Raw genomic sequence first — 24,486 nt, forward strand, 5'->3', positions numbered from 1 at the left:
GTCTTTTTTTCTTCAAATAGAATCAGCAGTAATCTGAATATTCAATCACTTACCCTGGGTATGGAAAATCAATGTTTGACTATGCTTTTTATTCTTTATGCAACGCTAGTGGGAAATTATAAAATGCTCAGGTTGTGAGTAACTTATTTGTCACTTAGTGCTACGTCCGGCTCCAGCGCCTATCGACTAGCAGACTTCACGCTTCTTCCTACGATAAGTCAACATCGCTCCGCTGCGCTGCGCGTGTTTCCTTTATCTCGTCAGAAGCGCTCCAGTCTGTACGTCGATAAACAGGCGCTTGCGCCTTTGTTCTTAACGCCGGCAAGCAGATTATATATGCCTTTTGGCAGGGGGCTTCCGGTTGCTTTTTTATCGAAGTCCAAACTTGCACAAAGTAACTTAGTACTAAAAAACAATAATATGCCTGTTTCTTTGGAACTGTTTTAAAGGGTTTTTATTCTAATATTTGGATAAATCTGATAAGATTCCATTAGACAATGTTTGCTTATCTCCAATCATAAACGCCATCTTTCTTCTTAAATCGGAACAAATGGAAAATGCTTCAACCTTTTCGACATTAGGATATTCGTCAAGCCCTCCCAAAAGAAACCACTTTTTTGTTTTTTAATATAACATTTAATACACGGTTTAACTTTATTCGTTACGGAGAGTTATGTGAAGGAGGTGACTAGCAGACTGTAGTCATGAATTGAAGTTGTTGATGCTGTAATGGACACTGGACGATTAACCTCTACATAACTCTATTAATCAACTAAATGACAAAGAGGAAACAATTTGAGAGGAGTGAGGAAGATGTTAAAGAGACGCTTGTTTTTGGTGGTTGCAGCTCTGTTCCTTGTTTTTTCTTCCAGCGGGATAGCCGGAGCGGAGTCGGAGAGCATTGTTGGCTCTGAAATCATTCTATACGATGAAATGGTCGACATTCTTGGGCAGTTGGAAGAACAAAGTGATGGCAAACTGGATGTATTTACGCTGAGGGAAATAGGGATTGAAGAAGGAAGAAGTGAAACAGGCAAAGACCTTTATGTTGCAAAAATTGGAAATGGGGACAGAAATATTTGGGTTCAAGGACGAATCCATGGGAATGAGCCTTATGGTACAAATGCAACACTGCGTTTGATTGAAAACCTGATAAACGAAAAAGACGTTTCTTACAAGGAAATTCTAGAAGAGTTAACTGTGTATTTTATCCCAATGTATAATGTTGATGGTGCCAATAGAAATCAGCGGGGAACGATCCTGTATGACCATGAGACTGGAGAACCCAAGCTGAATGATAGAGGACAAACAATTACGGTCGATTTGAACAGGGACTGGGTCGACGGTGGCTTTGACGCAATCGAATCAGTCGGATACTACAAATTCTGGACGCAGATCAAGCCTGAATTTATGATGGACATCCACCATCAGGGGAATAAAAACTTCTATGGGACAAATATTCCTGTGACACTGTCACTGGGAATCTCTTTAAATCCCGGAGGACCAACTCTTCCTAACCTCAAAGGCGGGGAGTATGAGGATTTGACACGTCAAGCAATGGTTACTGTATTCGATGCGCTGAAGCCATATAAAGAGTTTACCGTTGACCAATATATCACCGGAACCAATGTCATTGATATCCGCGGCGGTGTTTCATCGGGAATGATGATGGGAATCAACTATGAAGGTCTCAATGAAGAAGGGCACAGCAACCCTGCTGTCTTTCTTGAAACATCTGGCCAATTCCTTGATGGAGAGCGGGAGCCTTTGATTCAGCAAAATATTATCGCTACTCACGCATTTTTATCCGGGCTTGCGTCCGGAGAATTGTATAAAGCTGACCCTGAACGTTGGAACGAAGTTCCGATCCGGCCTATCAGCGGCTTCAATACTGATTATCAAGGAGTTATTCCGATTAATCCTCCACGTCCGGAAATTCCGGTGAAAGTGTCTGCAGACCACATTAAAGCGCTTGTTGAACGTTACGAAGAAATTGGAAAGTTTGCAAACAAGGGTGCTGCCCAAACATTGAAGGTACATGCCACATCCCTGAAGCATTATGAGGAGACGGGACAATATGATAAGGTCATTAAACATCTGGACGGATTTAATAAATTGATAGACCAGCAGAAAAAGACTAATTTGATGACCGATGGAACATATCAAATGCTGAAAGCCAACAGTGATTATTTGAAAGCTTTAATGGAAAAACAGAAGAATCAGGCGGTTGGCGGCAAAGCCGGCTAGAGATGATTATACCCCTGGGCTGCAACTTCAGTGCAGGGGTTTTACTCTGAAAAACTTTCGAACGGGAATAAAGAACTAGTTTTTAATAAGTAAGTCATATGAACAGTATTACTAATATACTAGCAAACGTTGTAAAAATTGTTATCTTTATAATGCTATATAATCATTTTATTCCAAACTATAACAATCTTCTAAAAATACTGATATAATCAACGAAGAAAATCAAAAATTTTATACAAGGGGGGGAATTAAGTGTCTTACAGACGATTTGTGTCACATTTCTTGACGGGGACAAGCATCGTTGCTTTGACTGTATCCTCTTTTTTTGTAAACCCCGTTGAAGCAGCACCGAAAGAGGATGCAACCAAGGTGGAGTTTGAACGGAAAGCGGCGCTTGTGGAAATTGTCGTACCGGATCGGAAAGCGGTGGAGGATCTAGTAGTCAAAGGTTACGATTTGACAGGCTATGTCAGTGACCGGAACGGGCAGCTCGAAGTGCAGGCCGTTTTAACAAAGGCTGATATTGAGGTGCTCAAACTAAAAGGGTATAAAGTGACAGTTATTCAAACTGCTGAAGAAGGCGAAAAGCTATTAAGGCAGCAGGAACAAACAGAAAAACAGAAACGCCAACCGGCACAGCAGGAAGACAAGATTAAGGTGTTCCGGGCGGATTACTTCAAAAATCAATCAGGACTGTTTCTGTATCTTGAAGTGAAGTCAAGTGCAGGCCCGGACGTTGGCATGACGGCAGAATGGACAGATGGCAAGGGAAATAAACAGACAGCCACAATGACCCGGAAAATTGATGCCGGAGAATATTTATATCATTACGTATTAACCGATATTGATTCTGTTCCGGAAAATGTAGTCATTACTACCAATCAGGGCGGGAAGGCCGAGACAGGTTTAAAAGAATGGATCGGCGACGGCACCCCGGCGCATGATGAGTATTTCAGCGACTTCGTTGACAAATATATGACACCTACCGAAGTAACAGAGCGAATCGAGCAGCTTGCCGAAGATTTTCCGGAGCTGGCGGAAATTGTCGCTCTTCCTGAAAAAACAAATGGATATAGAAGAAAAGCCCAGGCCACAGTCGGAAGTGTGGTGAACTCCGCTTTTGTCCTTACATCAAAGGCATGGGGACATGAAGGAGGAAACGATATTACGGTTGACATCAGACCCTCAAAAAGTGTAAATGCCGCTTTGGAGGTTATGGTCGATGGCAGCCATTTGACTGTAAATCTGGGAAATAACAGTACATCGGATGCAGTGATCAAGGCCATTAACGAGAAAGCCGGCGATTTGGTAACTGCGACAAGGTATAGAAACTCCAACGGAACCGGCATTGTTCAGCCGCAAAGCAATATTAAGCTGACCGATAATTTAAGGGCTCCAAAAGAAGTTTCGAGAGATCCATTTGAAATAAAAGCCATTCGTATCGGCAAAGTGCGGGACGGCTCTAAACCAGGTGTCTTAGGTTATTCCCAGGAACACGCGCGTGAATGGGTAACACCGCTCGTGGCTGTTGAAACGGCAGAGCGTCTGCTCAGGAACTATCATACAGACGAAAAAACAAGAAAGCTAGTAGATAATCTGGATATTTTCATTGTTCCCAGCATGAACCCTGATGGCGGTCACTATTCATTCTACGATTACAATATGCAGCGCAGAAATTTGACAAACCATTGCGGACCTGAAGCCTCCGACCCGGCTTACCGCAATTCATGGGGTGTCGATTTAAACAGGAACTATAAAATAGGATCTGTATGGGACGGCTGGATCGGCGGTTCGAAAAGCTGTACATCCGATACTTTTGCCGGACCGGAACCATTCTCGGAACCGGAAGCACGGAATTTGAATTGGCTTGCGGAACAAAATCCGAACATCAAATTTGCTATGAATATTCACGCATATGGCGGATATTTCATGTGGTCACCCGGCGCCTATGATGCAAACCGGGTAACGCTGCCTCGTCCGACAGCTGGAGAGGAAGCTTATTACTGGCAGGCGTCCGAGCATATTTTAAAAAAGATCAAAGAGCATCGCGGAACGGTTATCTTGCCAAGCAGGACCGGGCCGATTCCTGATGTTTTATATTCAGCAGGAGGTAACTCGGCGGACACGCTTTGGTACGAGCACGGCATCTACGCATGGAACTTTGAAGTTGGTGCAGATCTATGGGATGCCAGAACGAAGCGTTGGACAGCCGTTGGTTTCCAGCCGGCATTCAGTGAAGGGCACGCTGAAGCGATGGAATTCGCCAATGGTTTGATCGGGATGTTTGAAGTGGCTTATGAAAATGCCAACGACGATGTCAATCCCGAATCAAAAATTGTTCCTGGAGCTGGAACGTACAATAATCCTGTAGAAATCAAATTTGAGACGAGTGAACCGGCGACAGTCTATTATACGCTGGACGGTTCAAGACCAACGCTTAAATCCAAGGTGATTGGGGTTGGGGGTACAAGGGAAGCTGCAGAAACAATAAAGATTGATGAAACGACAACCCTCAAATGGTTCTCAGTGGATGCCGCAGGCAATATTGAAAACGGATACAATCCTGACGGAGACAAAAACAACTACAACGAAGCTAAAATTGTCATCGATTACTTGGAAGGAAATATAAGCGCCAAAGCAATGAAGAACCTTGTTGAACGCTTCGAATCTGAAGGTGAATTTAATGGCGCTGTTGCGGCACGTGCATTAAAAACCCACTTGACTGCTGTAGAACTCTACGAGCAGAAAAAGGAAGCGGAAAAAGTCATCAAGCATATGGGCAGCTTCAAGACCTTGATAGATCAGCAGGAAAAGGGCAAGCTTATTTCCGGAAAAGCTGCACGTATTCTAAAAGGCTACGCGGACGATTTGATAGAAAAATGGGATACGAGTTTTAATCCTGAAAAGGCGATGCAACATTTAAAACACTTAAGTGTTGATATCGGTCCAAGGGTTACAGGTACGGATGAAGAAAGGCAGGCTGCCCAATATATTCAAAATGAGTTCGAAAGACTCGGTTATGACGTTTCTGCTCAGGAATTCAGTATTAGGGACAGGGTCAGCGGTGAACTGAAAATTGTCTCTGATAACAACAAAAAGCTTCATTCGGCGGTGTCAGCCGGTTCCGCCCAGACGGATGAAACGGGTGTAACTGGTGATGTCTTCCATGCAGAATTGGGCAAACCGGAGAATTTTACAGATGAAGCGGAAGGAAAGATCGCTCTCATTCAAAGAGGGGAGATCTCATTCTGGGAAAAGGTGGATAATGCGACAAAGGCGGGAGCAGCCGGCGTCATCATTTATGACAATACGGAAAGCCTTGCCCCTATCAACCCGAGCTTGGGAGATAACAAAAGCACAATTCCTGTGATGGGAATTACGCAGGCGGATGGAAAAGCACTGCTTTCGATGATTTCCTCGGGTGAAGCGAAAGTAAATTTGACAGTGCGCACACTGACAAATCAAAAATCACAAAATGTCATTGCGGTTAAAAAGGCAAAAGGCATTGAAAATCCGGAAATCGTTTATGTTACGGCGCATTATGACAGTGTACCCGGCTCTCCGGGAGCTAACGACAATGGATCGGGAACTGCCTCCATCCTGGAGTTGGCGAGAAACTTCAAGGACATGCCAACCAATAAAGAAATCAGATTCATCGCGTTTGGCGCGGAAGAGATTGGATTGGTCGGCTCCAGATATTACGTCGGCCAGCTGCCGAAAGAAGAGGTTGACAGAAGCTTAGTCAACTTCAATCTGGATATGGTTGGAACGAATTGGGACAAGGCTACTCAATTGTCTGTGAATACCGGCGATGGCAACTCCAACCTTGCATGGGAGGCCGGAAAAGCGGCAGCCGGCAAGCTGGGAATTGACCAGAAAATCATGCATATGTACCGCTCAGGCGGCTCGGATCACATTCCGTTCTATGAAGCCGGTATTGATGCAGCACTTTTCATCTGGGAAGAGCCGGTCGTTCACCGCTTGGAGCCATGGTATCACACACCTGGTGACGTGATTGAAAAGGTCAGCCCGGAAAGAATGGGCATTATCGGAAGCATTATTAACCAGGCTGTAGCGGACCTCATGGCCCAAGAAAAAGTGGATCAAACGAAAAAAGCATCTTAATTGAAAGGAGTCAGTACGATGAGGGGCTATCAAACAGTAAAAAAAGCAGCAGTTTACTTGAATAGCAATCTAGTAGTCAAGCGGCTTGCCATATTATATTTGTTGTTTTGTATTGCCTCTCTTCTGACTACTCCTACAACTGCTCATTACACCCATGAGGAAAGTGTTCCAGGGGAAATGTCTGTCAGTGGCCAACTGGGGGAAGCTGAAGAATTCGTTACAGAGAATGATGAGGAAGAAAAGGAAACAGACGAGGCAAATGAACCAGAGGAAAATCAGTTGAAACAAAATGAGGCTGAAAAGCCAATCGATGAAAAAAAGCCAGAAACAGGTCAGGCAGAGCAGCAGGCCGAGAGTGATTCTAGCGGTCAAAGTGAAAAAAACGAGACAAATGAATCCCAGGCTGAAGATCAAAATGAGGCTTCCGATCAATCCGGTGACAGCAGCAATGCCGAGGGACAGGAAAGTGGCGAAAAAGCCCCTTAATCCAAACAAAGGCTGGAGTGATTTTACAATGAACTGGCAAAAGACAAAAAAAATCGTGGGAAGTATCGGATCCACTTTCATGTATATCATCCTGGCTGTGATCTTGTTCAATGTCGTCACTTCCAAAATGGCAGGGGAACCTCCCAGCATCTTCGGCTATCAAATGAAGGCTGTTCTGTCCGGGTCGATGGAACCTGGCATAAAAACCGGATCCCTTATTTTGATCAAGCAGACGGCTAATGGGGATCAATTTAAAAAAGGTGATGTCATCACTTTTATTACAGAGGAAAAAATCCTCGTAACGCATAGGATTGCCGAAGTGAAAGACGGAGGACAACGTTATATCACAAAAGGCGACAATAATAATGGGCCTGATCTGGAACCTGTCCATATCAATAATATAGTCGGCAAATATACGGATATTACCATTCCGTATGTCGGTTATATATTTAAAATCACCGAATCGCAGCTGGGAGGAGCGCTTCTTCTGTTTTTACCGGGAATCATGCTTGTGTTCTATGGGTTGTTCAGTATTTGGCGAACGGTACGCATGCCTGAAACCTACAAGGATGCGAAAGGCGTAGACGCCAAATGAAAAAATTGGCAATACCTATCTCATTGAGATAGCAAAAATAAATTATTGGGGGAATAAAAAATGTCAATGAAGAAAAAGTTTGGTATGGGTATGATGTCCGTGGCGCTGGGAGCTGCTTTGATCGGCGGAGGTACATACGCTTATTTCAGCGATGCCGAAACAACGAACAACACCTTCGCAGCGGGTACTCTTGATTTGACTCTATCTCCGACGGAAATTATTAATGTTGAAAATATTGCTCCTGGCGATTCATTTATCCGTGACTTTGAATTAGGAAACGGAGGAACTTTGGACATTGATAAGGTATTGCTGGAAACAGATTATACCGTCAATGATCCCAAGGGAGATAATACGGAAGATATGGCAGAGCATATTCAGGTCGAGTTCTTGTATAACGTAGATAATTTTGATGAAGTCATTTTTGAAACTACTCTAGCGGAACTAAAAGATATGACTCCGGAAGCGGTCAATCAAAATGTTTTTTATCCCGAACTTGGTGATAAGGGACTTCCGGCCGGAAAAACCCATGACCTTATAGTCAAATTTAACTTCCTTGATGACGGAGAAGATCAAAACCAGTTCCAGGGAGATTCTCTGGAGTTGACATGGACGTTTAATGCGACGCAAAAGCCAGGCGAACAAAAATAGGGGACAAGCTCGGAGCAGGTGATCATCCTGCTCCGATTTAACGGAATATTTTTTCTTTTAAAAACTGAATACGAGGGGGCTTTTATATGAAAATACGCCGGTTTGGCGCTTTTATGTCGGCGGTATTGATCAGTTCTACGCTGGTCGGGTTTTCGCCCAAAAACATAGAGTACAATAATCCTGGCACTGCGGCTATAGCCGAGGAGCAGCTGGAAGCCAGTATAGTCAATTTGCAGGCGCTTCTTGACAGGATGGAGAAAGATGGGGACATTGCAAGTCCGGCAGTCGCCCGAACTTTGAAAACCCATGTCACGGCGGTGGGGCATTATGAAAACAGCAAATCGTACAAAAAAGCGATCAAACACATGGAAAGCTTTCATGTCCTATTAAACAGCTATGAAAGCAAAAGGATGGTTTCCGAGAATGCCGCCAATCTTTTAAGAGATTATGCGGATGCGCTGATCAGCAAGTGGGATGTCATTTTTGATTCTGGTAGAGTGATGGATTACTTGCATCAATTAAGTGTGGAGATCGGGCCGAGAGTTGCCGGCACGGAAGGTGAAAAGAAAGCCGCGGAGTATTTGAAGAGCCAATTCCAGAGCTTAGGATACGATACGTCCATTCAGGAGTTTGCGATTAACAACCGTACAGAACGGACATTGAGAATCCTGACCAATAATAAGGAAATAGCTTTGGGTGCTGCAACAGGATCTGCTGTCACCGGCGAAAAAGGGGTTACAGGTGCTATTTATCATGCAGGCCTTGGCCAGCCGGGCGATTTCTCGGATGATGCAAAAGGGAAAATTGCTTTGGTCCAAAGGGGAGAGAACTCCTTCTGGGAAAAGGTCCAGAATGCGACGGATGCCGGAGCGATTGGCGTTGTCATTTACGATAATGTGGACAGCCTTTCCCCGCTTCGTCCAACATTGAATAACAATAGTTCGATTCCTGTAGTTGGAACAACCAAGGAGTTGGGAGAATCTATCCTTGCACAGCTTTCCAAAGGGGAAGTGAAAGCGAACCTGGTTATTCATACACACACAAATCAAACATCCCAAAACGTTATCGCTGTGAAGAAACCTAAGAACGTTGTAAACCCTGAAATTGTGTATATTACGTCTCATTATGACAGTGTACCTTATTCTCCGGGAGCGAATGATGATGGATCGGGGACCAGTACAATTGTTGAACTGGCAAGAACTTTAAAGAACTTCCCGACTGACAAGGAACTAAGATTCATAGCTTTTGGTGCGGAAGAAATCGGGCTGGTCGGCTCGAATTACTATGTGAACAATCTTCCTAAGGAAGATATTGACAGAAGCCTGATCAATTTCCAGATGGAAATGCTCGGAGCAAAATATGAACCCGCTTCTTATCTTGCGGTCAACACTGTCGATGGGAAAGCCAACACTGCATGGGATTACACAAATGCTGCATTTGACAAGCTAGGGAAGGATAAGGAAAAACTGATTCTTTTCAGAAGAGGGTCGTCTGACCATGTTCCATTCCATAATGCGGGTATAACAGCAGCTTGTTTTAACATGGGAACGTCAGACGGCGGATTGGAACCCGAATACCACACTTATCATGACACAATCGAAAATGTCAGCCCTGAAAGAATTCAATTCGCAGGAGACATTATAAGCAAAGCCATATTTGATTTTCTGGCAGACCACAATAGTCAGGGAAAAGTTTTAGATGAAGCTTCCTAAATAAATATTGTACTCATGATTTATAGAGGGATTCGCTCTTGGAATCCCACGCTTTCCTGCCCAAGCTCGTAGTTTATCGCAATAACGGGCACAAATATCCAGGATTGGTTACCGCTTCACAGGCCTTTTCTTCAGAGGGAAATAACAGACCCTAGAGTAGATGCTGGATAACTGCTTTTAAGAGACATTCTCTGTTTACAAACGTATTTTATTTGGTTCAAATTATATAAAGTTGTAGACTTCATCTGATTTAAGGGGGTGTGAATGGTGGACTTAATAAAAAAATTCAAGGCCGGCTTGTTGTCAATCATGCTTGGTATCGCCCTAATCAGCGGTGGAACATACGCTTATTTCAGCGATAATAAAATAACGGATAATACATTCGCATCCGGAACCTTGGATTTGTCTGTCAATCCGAATACATTGATTGATGTAAAGAATATAAAACCGGGAGACTCCTTTCTTCGGAATTTCACCCTTAAAAACAACGGTTCACTGGACATTGGAAAAGTCATTATAGAGACCAATTATACAGTGAACGATGCAAAAGGCGATAACACGGAGGATTTCGGGGAACATATTGCGGTGGAGTTTTTGATGAATATGGACAAGCATAATCAGCCAATCTATAAGACTACACTGGCAAGCCTGAAAAATATGTCACCGGATGCCGTAGCAAAAAATATCACCATTCCGGCAATCGGTAAAGAAGGGCTCCCCAAAGGTGCCAGTGACCGTCTTGTTGTAAAATTCACCTTTGTTGACAATGGAGAAGACCAGAACCAATTCCAGGGGGATTCACTCAAGCTGAAATGGAAGTTTGTTGCGATGCAGGCAAAAGGCGAATGATGTTGATGCGGGCAGGGGGATTCCTGCCCTGTTTTATTGTACATCATAGTTAGTGGGAGTTCCTGGAATGGGTTTTCAGTAAATACTATATCAACACAAATATCTTCATTCTGTAATTATATCAATGCACTTTTTCATATACAGAGTAACCGGCTCTTCCCATTTTCTCACCCAATTGACATTAAAAAGGCTGGCTCCAGTTCTGCGTATGAACAAGTCTTCAGGTGTTATAGCCATTTCGTGCATGATTGAATAGTGAACAAGTAATTTAATCGTCAAAGGCAGTTCGACGTCCGGCAATAGTAGACTCTCCATTGATGCAACAATATCCGCGTTCGTTCCATACACTGCCGCAATTCTTCTCGCATCCTCTTCACATAAGCCAATTTCCTGTAATTCCTTGCTTTTTCGGCCAATAAAGAGTTCATATTCTTTTGGGCTCTCAAATTCTCCGCCGGAAAGCCGCAGCTTTCTTGTTATGCATGGACTACTTTTTATTCCGTCTTCATCCAGTAATTTTGCCAGCATATCTGTCACCGTTTCGGCCATTTTCCTGTAGCCGGTCAGCTTTCCTCCTGCAATGGTAATCAAACCGGATTCGGAAACCCATATTTCATCTTTGCGTGATATCTCAGAAGGCCCTTTTCCCTCTTCTTGAATTAAAGGACGAACTCCGGACCATCCCGACTCTATGTCGTCGATGTTAATCCCTAAATCCGGAAACATGTATTGGATGCATGATATCAAATATTCTTTGTCTTCCTCTAAAATGGGAGGATTGCTTAAGTCTCCCTCAAAAAAAGTATCCGTAGTTCCTACATATGTCTTGCCGTCTCTTGGAATGGCAAATACCATCCGGCCATCCGGTGTATCAAAATAAACGGCCTGCTTTAGCGGGAACCTTTCACTATCAATAACAATATGAACACCCTTTGTATGAATGAGACCTTTCCCTTTTATTTTTTTGTCCTTTTCAATAATTTTCTCTACCCAAGGCCCTGTCGCGTTTACAACCTTTTGACACGTTGCTTCATATAATTTATCTGTAAAAACGTCTCGAACCTTAACACCTGAAATTTTGCCGCCTTCATAGAGGAAGCCTTCTGCCTTCGTATAATTCAGAAGATCAGCGCCCTTTTCGAATGCCTTTTTAGCGACCTCTATTGTCAGCCGGGCATCGTCCGTCCGGTATTCAACATAATAGCCGCCGCCGATCAAACCATCCTTCTTTAAGAGCGGCTCCTTTGCCAAGGTTTCTTCGCGTGACAGCATTTGGCGCTTCTCATTCTTTTTTACACCTGCTAAAAAATCATACACACGCAGTCCTGCAGAAGTGGAGAGCTTTCCAAACGTACCTTTCTTATAGATTGGAAGCAGCATCCACTCAGGATGTGTTACGTGCGGAGCATTTTCATATACAATTGCACGCTCTTTCCCGACCTCTGCAACCATATTTATTTCAAACTGCTTGAGATATCTGAGCCCGCCGTGGACAAGTTTTGTTGATCGGCTTGACGTTCCGGCAGCAAAGTCCTGCATTTCCACAAGAAGTGTTTTTAGACCTCTCGTTACACAATCCAGCGCAATCCCCGTTCCGGTTATACCGCCTCCAATAATAATGACATCGTAGTGCTTTTCACCGAGACGCTTCAACAATCGTTTTCGCTCTATAAAAGAAAAGGTTCTCATATTGTCATTCCTCCAATAATAAAAGCCACCACAATTTCCCTGTTAGAAAACAGGGGATTGTAATGGCCTTTTCTCGCGATCTCCGACCTTATATTATATTTTTAACAAAGCACTTCTGTGATAAACTAAAAATACAGAAGAAAAGGATGTGATTTAGCAAATATGAGAATCGAAGACATGGTAGAATCGCAGATTATCGCATCAGTCAAAAGTGAGGAAGACTTGGATAGCGCGTTAAAGAGCAACGTAAATATCGTTTTCTTGCTCACAGGCAACCTTTTAACTGCTGAACGATACATTTCCCAGCTAAGAGAATCAGGGAAATACGTCTTTCTCCATCTTGACTTCATCGAGGGACTTTCAAATTCCCGCAGCACCATCAGCTTTATTGCAGAAGTATGGAAGCCGACAGGAATCATTACGACAAAAGGGAACATGATCAAATTCGCCAAGGAAATGAATCTCATGACTATTCAACGAATTTTCCTGCTTGATCGAAGTGCCCTCTATAAAGGGATTGAGATGGTCAAATCATGCAATCCTGATGCAGTCGAAATCATGCCGGGGATCATGCCGAAAATCATTGATCAGCTTGCATCCGAACTTCATTACCCAATTATTGTTGGGGGGCTGGTTTCAGAAATTCAGGAAGTTTACGATGCACTAAAAGCCGGTGCACTTGCTGTTTCTTCAGGTAATCCTGCCATGTGGAATTATGAAATTTAATATCCGGCATCAACTTTGAGCCCTAAGCAAAATAGCTTCTTCTATATTTGATCAATTTCCTTTACGCTTTGAAGTGTATATTTGGGACGGTCAATGGCGGTTTTCAGCATAGATGAGTTCGTGATTCCTGTCATGACAAGAACTGAATTCATCCCTGTTTCATTTGCCATCCGGATATCAGTCTCGAGCCGGTCCCCAACCATATATACGTTTTCAACGGGCAGCTGAAGGACTTTATCCAATACATAGGTTGCCATAAGTGATGATGGTTTTCCTGTTACCATTGTTATTGTTTCTCCAGTTGCTCCTTCGACTGCTCCGATCATCGCACCACAGTCAGGAATTTCTCCCTCTTTTATGGGACACGTCCGGTCGGGGTTCGTTGCGATGATCTTTGCACCGTTTCTCCATGCCTGGAAAGCAGTATTTAATTTATTGTAATCGAACCTTCGGTCCCATCCTAGAACAACATAGGAAGCCTGTTCGGGATTATCCGCAATTCTGATCTGCTCTTCCGCCAATTCGTCAAAAAGCGGCTCCTCCCCAATGACATATGCAGTATCGTTAGGTCCCATGCTATCTTTTAAATATTTTGCCGTAATAAAATTCGAATTGATCACTTCATCCAACGATACATCTACCCCTAGCGAAATCAATTTTTCCACATAATCAGCCCGACGTGCTATTGACTTGTTCGTCAGAAAGATTACACGGTCACCTCGTGATTTCAACCTGGCGATTGTGTCGGCTGCGCCTTCAATAATTTCATCATCGACATAGATTGTTCCATCCAGGTCGAATATGAACCCTTTCATAACTGTCACTCCTGTAGTTACATCTGCTTTTGTCCCAATCGATTTGCAAGGGCTTGCAATAATAGTACAAGGACCACCAAAACCACGGACATGGCTGCGGCTGTATAATATTCACCCCGCAGGATATTTTGAAAGATGGCTAAACTCATAGGTGCCCATTCCGCCGGAGCGAGAAGGATTGATACACTCGCTTCCTTAATCACCGTAACAAATACAAGAACAGATCCCGCTGCTATCCCTGGAAGCATAAGCGGACCTATGATAGTCATTGCAGCTGTAAGTTGTGTAGCGCCCAGGTTGATGGCGGCCTCCTCGATGTCCTGCTTGATGGCACGCATTGTCCCCATCGTTGACCGTATCATGTATGGAAGCCGTCTGATGGTATACGCGATGATAAGCAGGATTGCTGTTCCCGTCAATTGAAGCGGGGCGGTATTAAATGTTTGGATAAGCGCGATACCGAAAGCGATCCCGGGCACGACCAACGGAATGGATACGATAAAGTCCATTGCAGAAGACTTTTGACGGACAACAAAATAAGAGACGAATGTTGAAATGATGACACTCAGAACTAAAGCGCCAAGCGCAAGAATAATACTGTTTTGAATATTCCCGATCGATGTAGAAAAGATAGTTTTATAGTGCTGAAGTGTATACCCGTTTGGCAACGGATCTTTTCCCCAAGTTGTCGCGAATGATTGAATCGCTATTGACATCATTGCCAGCAATGGAATAAGAACAACGAAAAGGGAGTAGATTGAAAGTGTCCAATTCAAAGGCCTGTTTTCACTGAGTTTCTGCTGCTTTGGCTTTCCGGACACTGTTCCATAATTCCTTCCTTTTGTGAATAAATGTTGCAGCCAGAAGAAAAATCCGGCAACCAATACCATAACAACAGTTAGGATTGCAGCCCCACCCCAGTTGAAGAACCCTGACATTTCACGGTAAGCCTCAACAACGAGCAAATTCGTTTCTTTTGGTGCCAATATGATCGGCGTACCAAAATCAGAGAAACTTACCGTAAATATGAGTAGGGCGCTTGAAATGATGCCTGGCAATGCAAGTGGAAAGGTGATAAATACAAATGTAAAGAAGTTTTTCGCCCCAAGGTTTTGTGATGCCTCTTCCAAGCTCAAGTCACTCACTTTAAATGCGGCAACTAGCGGCCAAAGTGCATATGGAAAGAAGAAGAAGACTTGAACAAGCACAATACCTGACATGGAATATGGATTGATGAACATCCCTTCTCCGCCAAGCGCATTGTAAATCTGCGTAACCCAGCCTGAACGGCCAAGCATGATAATGAATGCATATGCAGAAATGAAGGTTGGTACGATGAGCGGTACCATGCATAGTGCTGATATTGTTTTCTTGAACGGCATTTTTGTGCGTGCAATTCCATAAGCCAGCGGAATGCAGACAAGAGTAACAATAATTGTTACTAAAAATGAGAGTAATAAGCTATTTTTTAAAGCTGAGAAGTAGCTCTTTGCCGTAAAAATCTTTTTATAATTATCAAATGATGCCGCTTTGAATTTTTCCATAGTTGAACTGAAGATTGCCAGGTCAGTAACCGAACCGAGCAGGCTAATCGGTTGTCCAGTAAAGCTGACGAGGAAAACTGAAATAAGCGGAAGAATCAGGAACAGACCAAAAAATATGTAGATCAGAACTTTTACGACCGTAAGGCCATTAAATTCTCTTTTAATTTTCAAATCAAAAGCACCCTTTCATGTTCAACCGTAAGCTTTACCTTCCTACCCTCTTCGAAAATCCCTGTTCCGCTGGAATACGTGGTATCAACGATGAGCTGGTAGCTTCCAACTTGAACATCATAACGAACTATTGAACCAAGGTATGTTGACATGAGGACCTTTCCTTGAATTACATTCGTATCTGCTCCATTCACTGCTTTGCCTGCATCTACTACCTTCACATGCTCTGGTCTAATGATGACATCAACTTCAGTTTTGTCCGTCTTGTTCGCAGACCGCAATACGAATCCGTCTCCTTTTACAACGGTCAAGCTGTTTTCTTCCCCCTCAACTGAGGCTTTAAGAATATTAGATGTTCCAACGAAGTCAGCAATGAACGGAGTGGCCGGATTACTGTATAAATCTGTCGGCGTTCCAACCTGGACCACCTTTCCATGATCCATAACCGCAATTCGGTCAGCCATGCTCATCGCTTCCTCCTGATCATGTGTAACAAAAATGGTCGTAATCCCCAAATCCTGTTGAATGGAGCGGATGGTATTCCTCATTGAGTGACGAAGCTTTTGGTCAAGGTTGGAAAGCGGCTCATCCATTAGAAGTACCGCTGGTTCCATAACAAGAGCACGCGCCAATGCTACACGTTGCTGCTGCCCGCCGGAAAGCTCACTCGTCAAACGATCCGAATACTGTTCAAGCTCAACATAGCGAAGCATTTCCATTACTTTGTTTTCAATATTTTTCGGTGTCTTTCCCAGCCGCTTCGATAATAGACGGGTGTAGATTGGGAGCTTTGCGAAAAAATTGCTTGAGTTAAGCTGCTTAATATTCAGGCTGTATGCTACATTATCAAACACATCCATATGCGGGAAAAGCGCATAGCTTTGGAACACCATTCCACAATTTCGCCTGTTTGCTGAAATCCCTTTCATTTCGCGATCACCTATATAGATTGCGCCAGTCGTCGGACTCTCGAAACCCGCGATACACCGCATCGTTGTCGTCTTTCCACAACCCGACGGTCCAAGAAGGGCGAAAAACTCGCCCTCTCGAATATCGAGATTGATGTCGTGCAAGGCTGTGACATCTCCGAACTTTTTCGTTAATTTTTCGATTTTTACCGAGCCCATAGTGTTCATCCTTTATTACTGAAATTTTTCTTTCCATTCATTCCGGATACGATCATAATTCTCATTCACCCAATCAATATCCAGGTCAACGGCGTGTGATTTTACACTCTCCAATGAAAGTGGTGTTTTTGATTCAACCTCAGGGTTTATTGGAATATGGTACCAGTTCGCCAGTACTTGCTGACCTTCTTTTGAAAGCAAGAAATCGATGAATTTTTTGCCGCCCTCCTGATTTGGTCCGCCTTCTACGATGGAGGCAGGATTAACGAGAATAGGTGTCTTATCAGGTACGACAAAATCAACGCTTTCGCCTTTTGCTTTTAGTTCGTATGCCATGAAATCAAAGCCAACACCGATATGCGCTTCTCCCATGGAAACAGCTTTTGTTGGGGCTGATCCGGAGTCCGGTGTGGAGTTTGCCTGTTCAGCAAGTTTTTCAAAATATTTCCAAGCCTCATCTTCGCCCTTTTGCATCATTTGACTCATAACCATTAAAGTAGCTGTCCCAGAAGCAGCAGGGTTGGAAAACTGAATTTTTCCTTTCCATTTTGGATCAAGCAAATCTTCCCATGTTTTTGGCGCTTCTTCTTCGGATACAAGCTCAGTGTTGTACGCAAATCCAAGAACAAAGATTTCTACACCGACATATTTTCCGTCTTCGTGCTTAACTTTGATTCCGTTTTCAACGACATCCCAATCAGCTGCAAAATCCGGGATATAAGAACCGATGATTCCTTTATCAACAGCCGCTTCGAACGGAAGGATGCCGCCTCCACCGTACCAAACGTCCGCTTTCGGGTTGTCTTTTTCCGCCATCATTTGATTGACAAGAACGTTCGTACCCGCATAGTGCACATCTACTGTTTCATCATTCAATTCTTCATACTTTTGCTTTAATTCCTTCGTCATGTCAGGAGTTTCGGGAGAATAAAGCGTAATGCGGCCACTGTTCTTCCCGTCATCTCCAGATTCTGAAGAATCTCCTGCACATCCTGCCAAAACACCTAATACCAGTGCAATACTGGCTGCTAATCCCGCTAACTTTTTCACAAAAATCCCCCTTTAAAATTGTTGTTAATAAAGACAAAAATGAGATGGCCGACCGAAAGAAACCCTATCATTTGCAAGGGCTTACAATTCAGGCGTTCATCTCAACATCTCTGCCTTATTTTTGGAATTAATTCCATTATACTAAACTTTTAAAAAACTACAAGCTTAAATTCTGAAAAAATATTATTTTTCCCTCAACATGATAACCAATCAAAATTTTTTCATATCCAAAATTTCAGGAGGGAACTATTGGCCCAATGAATGTAACGCCCATGCAACTTGATTTAGCAATATTCTATCAAATTAAAGTATGCAATTCACCGGTGAAAATGAAAATAAGCAATTCAGTTACTTAGCCCTATCATGCATTTAGTCCAAGTGTATTAGAAACTATCATGTCTCAGGTAAAAAAGGACGATTTTTAGCGAAAAACAAAATTTTTACTTTCCAGAAAATTAACAATAATATATACTGCTAACCAATTGCTGTCTGGGTTAGTGAGAAAATCTATATACAAGGAGGAGTCGGAATGAGAAAGAGGAGAAACATTGTGATGAAGCTTGCCATGATTTTCACTATTATCGTTATGACTGCTGCCAGCTTTCCTTTTGAAGCAAGCCACATCGTTCGTGCAGAACAATCAGTATTGGTCGAAGAGAATTTTGATCGGTTGGATGACCGCTTGCCAGATGGGTGGAAGGTAATTGAAGGGCAAGCTGCGGTCGAGAACGGGAAATTAAAGTTAACCTCACCTTCCACTGCATCCCCGGCTAGAGTATTGGTGCCTCTCCCGGATGAAAGTAGAGATATCGTTTTTGAAGCAGATATGACCTTTGTTTCCGCTGTTGAAGACACTCGTTGGGCATCTTTGATGTACAGAGTTCAATCTGAGGATTATCCGTACTATCAGTTTGCAGTCCGGAGAGGAACAACGGCATTAAATGGAGTTGAATTCGCTGAGCGTGACGCCCAAAACAAGTGGGTTGTACCGGAAGCTACTTTTTTTACGGAAAACTTTGAGTATAATAAGCCTTACCGTTTGAAAGTTATCATCAGCAAAAACCGAGTGCAGCAATTTATTAATAATAAACTTGTCATCAATAGCGACCAGGCAATGAATATGAAGAATGGGGACGTCGGATTTCAAGCAAGCGGATCAACCGTCCTTTTTGACAATGTGAAAGTATCGACATTTGACCAGGACTTGCCGCCTGTTGATAACTCAGGTGCTTTCCTTCCAGAGGAGGTTAAGACCAATATTATCAATGCACCGACACTTATCGGCAGTTCACTTTCAGCCGCAGCCGATGCAAATACAGCATCCGTCCTTCTTGATGTTGAAAGGAATGCCGCAGGTCACTTGGTGACGAGCGGACTGCCTCTTTCAGAAGCGCTTGCCAAGGTAAAAAATAAACATATTCCAATTCTAAAAATTGAACAAAGAGGGCTCGAAGAGGAGGTAGTCCATACACTAAATGAAACTCAGTCAACTGATGTTCATATTGTTTCCTCCAACCCGGATATTGTAAAAGCAATTACCACGCTGATGCCAACAGCACGAGGCGGGATCATCTATACGAAACAATCATTTAACAAACATGATCTTAACCAATTGGTCCGGACTGTCCATTCAAGTAATGCCAAGGTTGCGTTGATTCCCCAAAAAATACTTACAGTAGAAACTGTTCACTACCTGCACACAAGAATGGTCGCTGTGTGGGGAATGGGTGCCGGAACGGAAAATGCCGCACATGAACTTATCCATACCGGTGTGGATGGCATGATTACAAACAATCCTGCTGCTTCTGTTGAGGCACTTGCAAAGTATCCAAAGAATACGATTGTTCAGCGGCCGATCGTCGCGGCACATAGAGGAGTTCCGTCTATGGCTCCTGAAAACACAATGGCTGGTTATCGACTCGCTTACGATTTGGGCGCGGATCAAATTGAAACGGATTTGCAACTCACTAAAGACGGGCACATTATCATCATGCATGATACAACTGTGGACCGAACTACAAATGGCAAAGGCGCTGTTCGTGACCTTACCCTGGAAGAAATCCGCCAACTTGATGCCGGAAGCAAGTTTGGTGAAGAATTCGCAGGCGAAAAGGTTCCGACCTTCAAAGAGTTTTTGCAGGAATTCAAAGGGAAAGATGTAATTCTACTCATTGAATTAAAAGATGTAGACATTGAAGAACAAGCGATAAGAGAAATCAAGGAAGCGGGTATGGTCGACCAAGTCGTCCTTCAAAGCTTCGATCTTGGCAGCATGGTAAAATCTTTCGAGTTACATCCTGAAATTCCGGTCGGATACCTCTATTCCGCGGCAGTTCCAGGAACGCAAAGTGCCAAAATTAAAAACGCACAAAAAATGATGGATTATGGAACAAACTACAACGTTACGCTGAATGCAAGCTACGGAAGCACATACAAGGAATTTATCCAATACATGCGGCAACGCGGCATGCTTACCATGCATTGGACTTTCCGCGAGGAAGCACCGTTCCGTGATAAGCTTGCAGAAGGTCTTATTGGACCAATCACCGATTACATGCAATGGCTGACGGACTCACCCATCAACCTGGAAACACCTATCAAAAAAGTAAATCTAAAACCAGGCAAGACGTCTACGATTCGTGCAAAAGCTTTCGTAGACTACCGGACTGCAAAAAAGGAGAACATCCCAACTGAGTTATTCGTTACAGAAAATACCGATGTTGTCCGAGTTAATGGCAATACAATCGAAGCAGTTTCTCCCGGAACTGCCCAAGTCTTCGTAAAACATACATTCTCAATGTTAGGACAGGAGTGGAATGTTGTTGGTGAGCCAATTGAAGTCCATGTAAAGGAGTAAAACTTATAATAAAAGTAATGTCAGGGAAGAGGGGGAAATACCTCAATCCGGATTTTTCTTCCTCGTCTGGATTGACATTAAGCCCCTTTAGTAAACAATTTTTTTAGCCTTATCATTGTTGAACATTAAGATTTGTGAAGCTCGCTTAAACAAAAAACCGGGCCCTCTGGCCTGGTTTTTATCCAATCCTTTTGGCATTGACCTTGTGATCTTGTTCCATGCTTTCCCAATAATCCTTCATTTGCTCTCTGCCCTTCTCTATATCAGGATTAAATTGAATGGCGGTTTCCCTCCGTAAAGCCTGAACCCGATGGATCGCCTCCTTCAGTATTTCATCTAACGATTGCCCTCCACTTTTTGCCTGCACAGCAATCGATAGCCCGGCTACAGCTCCCTGGGCCATCGCAATTTTACCGCTTTCAATTCCCGTGATATTTCCGGCGACAAAGAGTCCCTGAAGAGGTGTTTCCATCTCTTCTGAATGGATCGGCACATGCCCGCCGAGCGCAGGTACGTATTTAAACGGACAGCCGGCGACAGCAGCCAGTTCGGCCAGAGGGTACAAACCGCCGGCGATGCAAACAAAATCCGCCTCATGCTCTATCTCCGAGTCGGAGATCCTGTTTCCGGAAGAATCGATATCTACGGCGCGAACACCTTCCACTTGCTCTTTGCCTACGATCTCAACTGCCGCTTTCTTTAATTGCAGCGGTGTTCCGTTCACCTTAATCCCATCTTTAGGGAAAAAGCGTAATCCAGCCTTCCTTATCCAATCATTTTTCATCAAGCGGCTTCCTGCTCTGAGAAGAGGGGAAGGGGCAAGATGTGCAGCGTTTAACAGGGATTTTAACACTTTTTCCGGTACAGCTGCATCATTGCTTAATGGGGTCTTTTCAGGCAGAACAATTCTGTCTACATGAATTCCCGCCAACTGGAGTTCATTTAAGATGGCAAAGGCCAAAATATTCGCTCCAATAATGATCCCTTTTTTTCCGACTTCAACTCTGTGCACATTGGTCATGACTTGGGCAGCGCCGATTGACATGACTCCTGGAAGGGTCCAGCCCGGAAGAGGTATCGGGTATTCGGCTGCACCAGTCGCAAGTAGAACAAAAGGAGCTTGAAAGGAACCTTCATTTGTATAAACGTTCCAGAGGGCACCCTCTTTATAGAGGTTATAAACGGATACGCCGCAGCGTATATCCACGCCCAGTCCTTCCGCTTCTTCTTGAAGCCGTTTTGATTCTTCGATTCCATTCCACCATTGGCCGGATGGCTCCTGATGCAGCTGTCCGAGCAGCCTTCCGCCGGGCTTGATGAATTCATCGAGTACAGTAACACTCAATCCGTATTCAGCCGATGAAATAGCTCCCGCCAAACCTGCAGGCCCTGCCCCAATTACAATCACATCCGTCACTGTTCTTCCACCATCCTTTTGACAATGTTCGGAAGCCGCTTTCCGCTTTCAATCAACATATCTTCTTCCACAGTGGTTAGACAAGCCCTCTTATTTAGCTGGCCATTAACAGTAACACGGCACTCCATACAGTGGCCGATATTGCAGTAAAAGCCTCTCGGTGTCCCGCTTTCTTCATGGACCCGGAGCTGGCGGACGCCGTTTGCCAACAAGGCCGCAGCTATTGTTTCCCCTTCCCGCGCATAATATAGCTTTCCGTCAAATTGAAAAGGGATTGTTTTATTATTATCCAGTTTCCCAAGGATTGGGTGGTTCATAATCCTAGTCATTTATTTCACCTGCTGAACCGAAAGTGATGGGACGAACAGGGGGTTGATACTTTAAAGGAATCTCCGACATTTTTACATTTTTTACGGCACTTGCAATCATTCGATCTACGGATACCCGGCATGTCCGCCCCCCGCAAAAGCCCATTCCGGCTCTCGTTCGCAATTTTAGCTCCCTTGCCGTGCATTGGTGTTTTTCAGCTGTTTCTTGAAGCTGCCCAAACGTTACTTCCTCACAACGGCAAATAACCATATCTTTGAGTCTATTCACTTGATCGCCTCCTCAAATCCTTGCTCAATATAAATGCAAGAAACATGCCATATTAAGATAATCCGAGGCGCTTCATTCGATTGTACAGAGTGGCCCGGGTGATCCCAAGTTGTTTCGCACATTGTGCTTTATTTCCATCGGTTATTCTTAAAGCCCGCTCAAGAACTTTCCTTTCATATGAGTCCATCTCTTCCTGTAAAGGAAGCACAGTTTCCTCTTCATCTTTTTGTATTTCCAACGTTTGATGAGCCGGATTTATTGCGGAAGCATTAGAAACGAAGGGCAAATATTCTTTTCTTATCAAGCCATCTGCCGAAAAAACGACCAAGCGCTCAACGACATTCCGCAGCTCCCGAATATTGCCCGGCCAGTCATAATGAAGCATTGCATGTATCACATCGGCAGGGAACTTTTGAATAGGGCGCTCATAACGGATCGATAATTCTTGTAAAAAATGGCTTGTCAGTTCAATGATATCTTCTTTTCTTTCTCTTAACGGAGGTATTTGTATGCTGACGACGTTCAATCTGTAAAATAAATCGTCGCGGAATTTCCCCTCTCTGACAAGTTCCTCCAAGTCGCGGTTAGTCGCAGCGATGATCCGAAAATCAATGTCAATCTCTTTTTCTCCGCCAATTCGGTAAAACTTTTGCTCCTGTAAAACCCTTAAAAGCTTCACTTGCATATCAAGGGGCATTTCTCCAATTTCGTCGAGAAAAAGTGTCCCTCCCCGGGCAAGTTCAACCTTTCCTTTTTTTCCTTTTTGGTTTGCTCCGGAGAAGGCCCCTTTTTCATAGCCAAACATTTCGCTTTCAAACAGTGATTCGGGAATAGCCCCGCAGTTGACAGAAATGAATGGGGCATCTTCAGGCTCACTTGCCTCATGGATTGCCTTGGCAAAGACCTCCTTGCCCACGCCGCTTTCCCCCAAAATCAATACGGTGGACTTTACAGTACAAACTTTTCTGGCCAATTCAACCGTTTGCTGAAGGGAAGTGCTTTTTCCTTTGATGGAACTGAATGGATCACGTGTTTTTCTGTATTTTGCAACCTCCTGTTCCAGACGGTGGACTTCTGTTGACATGTTGAATAGTTTCTCATTCAGCATTACCTGGCTCGTTACATCCATTTCGGATACGACCGCTCCGATAATTTTCCGATCGCAAAAAACGGGATTGGAATTAATCAGCACAAACAGGTCGGATCTGGGCTGATGTTGATGGTGGGTAATGCTTTTGCCTTTATAAAGCGACTTCAATAATTCCAGTTTATCAGTGTCGAAAAAGTCAGTTATTTTTCTGCCCAATATCTCGCTTTGCTTGATTGAAAATATTTTCTCCGCACCTTCTGTCCAAGTCTGAACCAGCTCATTCTCATCAATAACAGTCACTGAGGAGTCCGTTGTTTGAGTGACAGTATTGTAAAAAGCTCTTAATTGTCTGTACAAGGAGTAGAGGGTTTGAATCATATCAGAAGCTGTCAAGACCGCTTCCGGCTGCTGCTGCTGATTTACAATGACGATCGGCTCAGACTCTTGGAGGGATTGAATCAAGGTTTCCACTGAGTCGTTGATATGGACAGTTTTATACGATGGTTTCATTGCTTCATGTAATGATTTTGAGCCATTTTTCAAAGCTTCTTTTAAAATCTTATCAATGGTGAGCGAAAACGCCATTTCTTTGCCTCCTAATCGTAAAAGTAATTATACAGTGTCTAACTTATTATACACGTAGTGTTTATTTTTTTGAAATACTCTTATAAATTTGTTTTGTTTACAAACATTTAAGGTGGCATGTTCCTTGCAACATAGATAACCAAGTGGTCGAAAGGA

At 43.6% G+C, this 24,486-nt stretch carries 18 protein-coding genes; 9 read left to right on the forward strand and 9 right to left on the reverse strand.

Translation table 11 applies throughout. The features are described 5' to 3' along the window. The first annotated feature begins 813 nt into the window (after window positions 1-813). The 7 genes from D4N35_RS07540 (at window position 814) to D4N35_RS07570 (ending at window position 10,662) form a co-directional block, all read left to right on the forward strand. Window positions 814-2,247 (forward strand): M14 family zinc carboxypeptidase, encoded by a 1,434-nt coding sequence (locus tag D4N35_RS07540; protein ID WP_120072079.1) that lies wholly within the window; start codon window positions 814-816, stop codon window positions 2,245-2,247. 252 nt (window positions 2,248-2,499) lie between these two features. After that, window positions 2,500-6,372, forward strand: coding sequence for a M20/M25/M40 family metallo-hydrolase (locus tag D4N35_RS18595; protein WP_120072081.1), 3,873 nt, complete (start codon window positions 2,500-2,502; stop codon window positions 6,370-6,372). Between the two features lie 18 nt (window positions 6,373-6,390). After that, window positions 6,391-6,858: a hypothetical protein gene (locus D4N35_RS07550; protein ID WP_120072083.1), complete on the forward strand. Its 468-nt coding sequence runs from the start codon at window positions 6,391-6,393 to the stop codon at window positions 6,856-6,858. 28 nt (window positions 6,859-6,886) lie between these two features. Next, on the forward strand, window positions 6,887-7,453 hold the full coding sequence (gene sipW / locus D4N35_RS07555) for a signal peptidase I SipW (RefSeq protein WP_120072085.1): 567 nt from the start codon (window positions 6,887-6,889) through the stop codon (window positions 7,451-7,453). Between the two features lie 60 nt (window positions 7,454-7,513). After that, window positions 7,514-8,101 carry a CalY family protein gene (locus tag D4N35_RS07560; protein ID WP_120072087.1) on the forward strand — a complete coding sequence of 196 codons (588 nt, stop codon included), beginning with the start codon at window positions 7,514-7,516 and terminating at the stop codon, window positions 8,099-8,101. Between the two features lie 86 nt (window positions 8,102-8,187). After that, window positions 8,188-9,813: a M28 family peptidase gene (locus tag D4N35_RS18600; protein ID WP_120072089.1), complete on the forward strand. Its 1,626-nt coding sequence runs from the start codon at window positions 8,188-8,190 to the stop codon at window positions 9,811-9,813. Between the two features lie 267 nt (window positions 9,814-10,080). Then, a complete protein-coding gene (locus D4N35_RS07570; RefSeq protein WP_430722766.1) occupies window positions 10,081-10,662 on the forward strand; it encodes a TasA family protein in 582 nt (193 codons plus the stop codon). A 105-nt stretch (window positions 10,663-10,767) separates the two neighbouring features. Here D4N35_RS07570 and D4N35_RS07575 read toward each other — a convergent pair whose 3' ends face one another. Continuing rightward, a complete protein-coding gene (locus tag D4N35_RS07575) occupies window positions 10,768-12,351 on the reverse strand; it encodes a glycerol-3-phosphate dehydrogenase/oxidase (RefSeq protein WP_120072093.1) in 1,584 nt (527 codons plus the stop codon). A 162-nt stretch (window positions 12,352-12,513) separates the two neighbouring features. On the opposite strand from D4N35_RS07575, the gene D4N35_RS07580 reads away from it, so the two are divergent. Then, window positions 12,514-13,077, forward strand: a complete 564-nt coding sequence (locus D4N35_RS07580) for a glycerol-3-phosphate responsive antiterminator (protein WP_120072095.1) — start codon at window positions 12,514-12,516, stop codon at window positions 13,075-13,077. A gap of 41 nt (window positions 13,078-13,118) precedes the next feature. Here D4N35_RS07580 and D4N35_RS07585 read toward each other — a convergent pair whose 3' ends face one another. Genes D4N35_RS07585 through D4N35_RS07600 form a run of 4 tightly spaced genes read right to left on the reverse strand, consistent with a single transcriptional unit; the run spans window position 13,119 to window position 17,790 of the window. After that, window positions 13,119-13,892 (reverse strand): HAD-IIA family hydrolase, encoded by a 774-nt coding sequence (locus D4N35_RS07585; protein ID WP_120072097.1) that lies wholly within the window; start codon window positions 13,890-13,892, stop codon window positions 13,119-13,121. A 17-nt stretch (window positions 13,893-13,909) separates the two neighbouring features. Beyond that, window positions 13,910-15,607 carry an ABC transporter permease gene (locus D4N35_RS07590; RefSeq protein WP_120072099.1) on the reverse strand — a complete coding sequence of 566 codons (1,698 nt, stop codon included), beginning with the start codon at window positions 15,605-15,607 and terminating at the stop codon, window positions 13,910-13,912. Beyond that, on the reverse strand, window positions 15,604-16,734 hold the full coding sequence (locus D4N35_RS07595) for an ABC transporter ATP-binding protein (RefSeq protein WP_120072101.1): 1,131 nt from the start codon (window positions 16,732-16,734) through the stop codon (window positions 15,604-15,606). Before D4N35_RS07595 ends, D4N35_RS07590 begins: the two co-directional genes overlap by 4 nt. 15 nt (window positions 16,735-16,749) lie before the next feature. Then, entirely contained in the window at window positions 16,750-17,790 is a 1,041-nt protein-coding gene (locus D4N35_RS07600; RefSeq protein ID WP_488281379.1) for an ABC transporter substrate-binding protein, read from the reverse strand. A 523-nt stretch (window positions 17,791-18,313) separates the two neighbouring features. On the opposite strand from D4N35_RS07600, the gene D4N35_RS07605 reads away from it, so the two are divergent. Next, window positions 18,314-20,641 (forward strand): glycerophosphodiester phosphodiesterase family protein, encoded by a 2,328-nt coding sequence (locus D4N35_RS07605; RefSeq protein ID WP_120072105.1) that lies wholly within the window; start codon window positions 18,314-18,316, stop codon window positions 20,639-20,641. 178 nt (window positions 20,642-20,819) lie between these two features. Here D4N35_RS07605 and D4N35_RS07610 read toward each other — a convergent pair whose 3' ends face one another. Genes D4N35_RS07610 through D4N35_RS07625 form a run of 4 tightly spaced genes read right to left on the reverse strand, consistent with a single transcriptional unit; the run spans window position 20,820 to window position 24,330 of the window. Beyond that, window positions 20,820-22,058 (reverse strand): NAD(P)/FAD-dependent oxidoreductase, encoded by a 1,239-nt coding sequence (locus D4N35_RS07610; protein WP_120072107.1) that lies wholly within the window; start codon window positions 22,056-22,058, stop codon window positions 20,820-20,822. Beyond that, the gene (locus tag D4N35_RS07615) at window positions 22,055-22,387 is read right to left on the reverse strand and encodes a (2Fe-2S)-binding protein (protein WP_120072109.1); all 333 of its coding nucleotides are present in this window, start codon (window positions 22,385-22,387) and stop codon (window positions 22,055-22,057) included. Before D4N35_RS07615 ends, D4N35_RS07610 begins: the two co-directional genes overlap by 4 nt. Then, complete coding sequence (locus D4N35_RS07620) at window positions 22,380-22,655, reverse strand: (2Fe-2S)-binding protein (protein ID WP_120072111.1); 276 nt, start codon at window positions 22,653-22,655, stop codon at window positions 22,380-22,382. The genes D4N35_RS07615 and D4N35_RS07620 overlap by 8 nt, the downstream gene beginning before the upstream one ends. Before the next feature lie 52 nt (window positions 22,656-22,707). After that, window positions 22,708-24,330: a sigma-54 interaction domain-containing protein gene (locus tag D4N35_RS07625; RefSeq protein ID WP_120072113.1), complete on the reverse strand. Its 1,623-nt coding sequence runs from the start codon at window positions 24,328-24,330 to the stop codon at window positions 22,708-22,710. Between the last annotated feature and the right edge of the window lie 156 nt (window positions 24,331-24,486).

Source organism: Siminovitchia fortis (assembly GCF_003605365.2).
Classification (GTDB): Bacteria; Bacillota; Bacilli; order Bacillales; family Bacillaceae_C; genus Siminovitchia; species Siminovitchia fortis.

Excerpts from the sequence above, each read along its gene's own strand:
- sipW (WP_120072085.1), top strand. The coding sequence starts at position 6,887 with ATGAACTGGCAAAAGACAAAAAAAATCGTGGGAAGTATCGGATCCACT.
- D4N35_RS07605 (WP_120072105.1), top strand. The coding sequence starts at position 18,314 with ATGAGAAAGAGGAGAAACATTGTGATGAAGCTTGCCATGATTTTCACT.
- D4N35_RS07580 (WP_120072095.1), top strand. The coding sequence starts at position 12,514 with ATGAGAATCGAAGACATGGTAGAATCGCAGATTATCGCATCAGTCAAA.
- D4N35_RS07540 (WP_120072079.1), top strand. The coding sequence starts at position 814 with ATGTTAAAGAGACGCTTGTTTTTGGTGGTTGCAGCTCTGTTCCTTGTT.
- D4N35_RS07560 (WP_120072087.1), top strand. The coding sequence starts at position 7,514 with ATGTCAATGAAGAAAAAGTTTGGTATGGGTATGATGTCCGTGGCGCTG.
- D4N35_RS18600 (WP_120072089.1), top strand. The coding sequence starts at position 8,188 with ATGAAAATACGCCGGTTTGGCGCTTTTATGTCGGCGGTATTGATCAGT.
- D4N35_RS07585 (WP_120072097.1), bottom strand. The coding sequence starts at position 13,892 with ATGAAAGGGTTCATATTCGACCTGGATGGAACAATCTATGTCGATGAT.
- D4N35_RS07575 (WP_120072093.1), bottom strand. The coding sequence starts at position 12,351 with ATGAGAACCTTTTCTTTTATAGAGCGAAAACGATTGTTGAAGCGTCTC.
- D4N35_RS07550 (WP_120072083.1), top strand. The coding sequence starts at position 6,391 with ATGAGGGGCTATCAAACAGTAAAAAAAGCAGCAGTTTACTTGAATAGC.
- D4N35_RS07625 (WP_120072113.1), bottom strand. The coding sequence starts at position 24,330 with ATGGCGTTTTCGCTCACCATTGATAAGATTTTAAAAGAAGCTTTGAAA.
- D4N35_RS07615 (WP_120072109.1), bottom strand. The coding sequence starts at position 22,387 with ATGACTAGGATTATGAACCACCCAATCCTTGGGAAACTGGATAATAAT.
- D4N35_RS07595 (WP_120072101.1), bottom strand. The coding sequence starts at position 16,734 with ATGGGCTCGGTAAAAATCGAAAAATTAACGAAAAAGTTCGGAGATGTC.